At 56.5% G+C, this 2879-nt stretch carries 4 protein-coding genes and 1 pseudogene; all 5 read left to right on the top strand.

Annotated elements, in window-relative coordinates; genetic code table 11:
* Window positions 1–273, top strand: a pseudogene (locus H6B31_RS16400) (hypothetical protein); the annotation flags it as partial.
* A 124-nt stretch (window positions 274–397) separates the two neighbouring features.
* Window positions 398–700, top strand: a complete 303-nt coding sequence (locus tag H6B31_RS16395) for an HTH domain-containing protein (protein ID WP_204899482.1) — start codon at window positions 398–400, stop codon at window positions 698–700.
* A gap of 6 nt (window positions 701–706) precedes the next feature.
* Window positions 707–1675 (top strand): DNA adenine methylase, encoded by a 969-nt coding sequence (locus H6B31_RS16390; RefSeq protein WP_204899483.1) that lies wholly within the window; start codon window positions 707–709, stop codon window positions 1673–1675.
* A 27-nt stretch (window positions 1676–1702) separates the two neighbouring features.
* Window positions 1703–2071: a hypothetical protein gene (locus tag H6B31_RS16385; protein WP_204899481.1), complete on the top strand. Its 369-nt coding sequence runs from the start codon at window positions 1703–1705 to the stop codon at window positions 2069–2071.
* Window positions 2064–2792, top strand: coding sequence for a DUF3849 domain-containing protein (locus H6B31_RS16380; RefSeq protein ID WP_204899480.1), 729 nt, complete (start codon window positions 2064–2066; stop codon window positions 2790–2792). The genes H6B31_RS16385 and H6B31_RS16380 overlap by 8 nt, the downstream gene beginning before the upstream one ends.
* Window positions 2793–2879 lie beyond the last annotated feature (87 nt).

Genomic DNA, 2879 nt, shown 5'->3' with positions numbered 1-2879 from the left:
GACTATGCACAGAACCTTCAGCATTACGCCGTCATCCCTCGAGGTGTGGATTTGGCGGAGTATGGCCGGGAGCTGGCTGTCCGGGATGGTGTTATCTCAGCATCCGGTCTGCTGGCGGACTGCTTTGACTGCAAAGCCTACGCCGAGGCGTACATGGATCAAACTGGATTGTCGGTCACGGACCACGGCTATGTGGCCTGGAATGGAGGTGAGTTATCCTATGAGTACAGCGATCCGGAGCAGAGATCCTCCCCAACGATGCGGATGATATGACCGCTGCACAGAAAAATAAAAGATCGTAGATAAGCAATAGGGGCCGTTTTTCCCGAAAGGGGCAAGCGGCCCCTCTTTTTTTTGCGCCCTTTTTCGGGAAAACACGTCCCGGAAGGGATGAATTATGAAACGAGAAGAACAACTGTTGGCCTACCTGAAAGGCGCCTGTCCTGGCCGAGCCTACCGCGTGAGCGGCAGAGAACTGGCACATACGCTTGGAATCAGCGTTGCAGAACTGCAGAAACAGGTGAATCGGCTGCGCCGGAGGGGAATCCCCATTGCCAGCGACCGGTCCGGCTATTTCTATGCCCAGACTGCCGGCGAAGCCTACGCCACTATCCGGCAGCTCCGAAAAATGGCCAACGGGCTGGAAGCGGCCATCCAGGGCATGGAGCAGTCCTTGGACGATTTTCCGGTGGGGAGGTGAGGCCACATTGCCAAGTCTTTTATTCCATGGGTAGGTGGAAAAGGAAAACTTCTTTGGCTGATTCGAAAGCTGGCCCCGCCTTGGTACCCCCGCTTCATCGACGTGTTTGGCGGCAGTGGAACCGTTACCCTCGGCCGCCCCCTCCGAAAGGGATGTCTGGAGGTCTACAACGACTATAACAGCAATCTAACAAACCTGTTCTGCTGTGTGAAAAACCGCACCATGGCCCTGTTGAAGGAGCTGGGGTTTCTTCCCCTCAACTCCAGAGACGACTTCAATGTCCTGTATAAATTCTTCTCTAAGGATGAGTTTACAGACGACTACCTGGAGGAAGAGCTGGAGCTGACCCAAATCTACCTGGAGCCGCCTCAGCGGGCGGCCATCCGGAAGCTGATGCTGGAGCGCTCTCCCCGGGGCGACGTCCGCCGGGCAGCCGATTACTTCAAGCTGATCCGCTACAGCTTCAGCGGCGGTGGGAAATCATTTGCCGGCCGGTCCTGTGACCTCCGGCGTTTCTTTTACCTGATCTGGGAGTGCTCCCGACGGCTGGCCAGTGTAGTCATTGAGAACAAGGACTTTGAGGACCTGATTCGGCAGTACGACCGGAAGAACGCCTTCTTCTACTGCGACCCGCCCTACTTTGAGGCGGAGGACTGCTATGCGGTGGAGTTTCCCAAGGAGGACCACCAGCGGCTCCATGATGTGCTCCTCACCTGTCAGGGGTACGTCATGGTGTCCTACAACTGCTGCCCCTACATTTTAGAGCTTTACAAAGAGTTCTATATCTTCCACACCACACGGCCCAACAGCATGTCCCAGACCGCGGACAGCGAGTACGAGGAGCTGATCATCACCAACTACGACCCCCAAAAATTGGGCAGCGATGGCAGTCAGCTCACTCTGTTCCCAGCTTGGAGCGGAATGGATGAGGACGGCTTGCGCTATGAACTGATCCACGAGCCCATTTCGGCTTGAATATTTTATTTTTGGAGGAAAACGACCATGAAATTCTATGTACACCGTGACCCCAGCAATAAGCTCCAGAAGATCCCTTACGCCGCCATGCAGATTGCCGGTCTGGCAGACCGTGAAGAACTTACCCTCCAGGCTGACGAGGGGTGCATTCTTTTAAGCCATGACCATCTCTCCACGAGAGAGGCAATCCATACGGTCACACGCCTGGATCAGGTGACCACCTGCTTGGTGAAACAACTGGTGGAAGCCAGCAATGAAATCGTCAGTCGAGGGGATGAGCAGAAGGATCCTCTGGACGAATTTGATGAGGATATGATTGAGAATCTGGTGGACTGCGGCGCGGACCCGGACGGTCTGAGAATGCTTCTGGTTTTGGAGGAATCTGAGGATGAATGATGTTTACCTCTATCCCTATTCCTCCGAGGAGGCCCGCCGCCGGGACGAGCTGTCCCTGTGGCGGGCCAGCCACCGGGAGAACATCGCCTGCAAGGAGGCCATCGAGGAGGCCGTCCGGCAGCACTTTGACGGTTCTCACCTAGACAACGACTGTCTGACTGGGGTGTTCCAAGAGTTCGGCTACAAGCGGACGGCATGGGTGCTGGCCAACACCCTCCAGCAGCTGGAGTGGGACGGCCGGTTCAGGCCCAAGAACAAGGCGTGGGCGGAGCAATTCCCCATCCCGTGGGACAAACGGCACGGCTCGGAATTTGTGGTGACCAGCCACCCTGCCGTGCTGGATGGGGTGGTGGATCAATACCGCAAGATATATCAGGAGCTTGGGCTCTTCGGCCCGGAGCAGTGCGAACCAAATTCCTACTCCAGCCTGGACTATGAAGGGAAGGTGCTGGTGCTCTCCCCGGATATCCTGAAGGAGTCCTACTGGACGCCCCAGGCCCAGCTCTGGTACGCCCATGACGGATTTGGGTGCAGCCCTCACGCCAGCGGTCGATCCATCCGCTGCACCTGTCTGGGGGACGGAGAGATGACCCGCTGGAACCGGACGGATTTTATTGGCGTGCTGAGGGAGGAATTTCTCCCGGACTGGGCGGAGGAGAAACTGGAGGAACTGCGCGGCCAGGAACAGCCTGCATTCTCCACCGACATGACGATGAAATGAGGAACTGAAGTGGAAATTTCTTATTACACCATTGACGATCTGAGACAGCCCCCCAAGCGGCTGTTTCGGAAGGGCTGTTCCATCCGG

Origin of the sequence: Pseudoflavonifractor capillosus, assembly GCF_016899775.1 — a bacterium.
Classification (GTDB): domain Bacteria; phylum Bacillota; class Clostridia; order Oscillospirales; family Oscillospiraceae; genus Lawsonibacter.
Note: the sequence above shows the minus strand (reverse complement) of the source record. Positions and strands in the feature narration are given on the sequence as shown.

What these genes read in the sequence shown, in the direction of transcription:
- H6B31_RS16385 (WP_204899481.1), top strand. Translation starts at nt 1,703, where the DNA reads ATGAAATTCTATGTACACCGTGACCCCAGCAATAAGCTCCAGAAGATC.
- H6B31_RS16395 (WP_204899482.1), top strand. Translation starts at nt 398, where the DNA reads ATGAAACGAGAAGAACAACTGTTGGCCTACCTGAAAGGCGCCTGTCCT.
- H6B31_RS16380 (WP_204899480.1), top strand. Translation starts at nt 2,064, where the DNA reads ATGAATGATGTTTACCTCTATCCCTATTCCTCCGAGGAGGCCCGCCGC.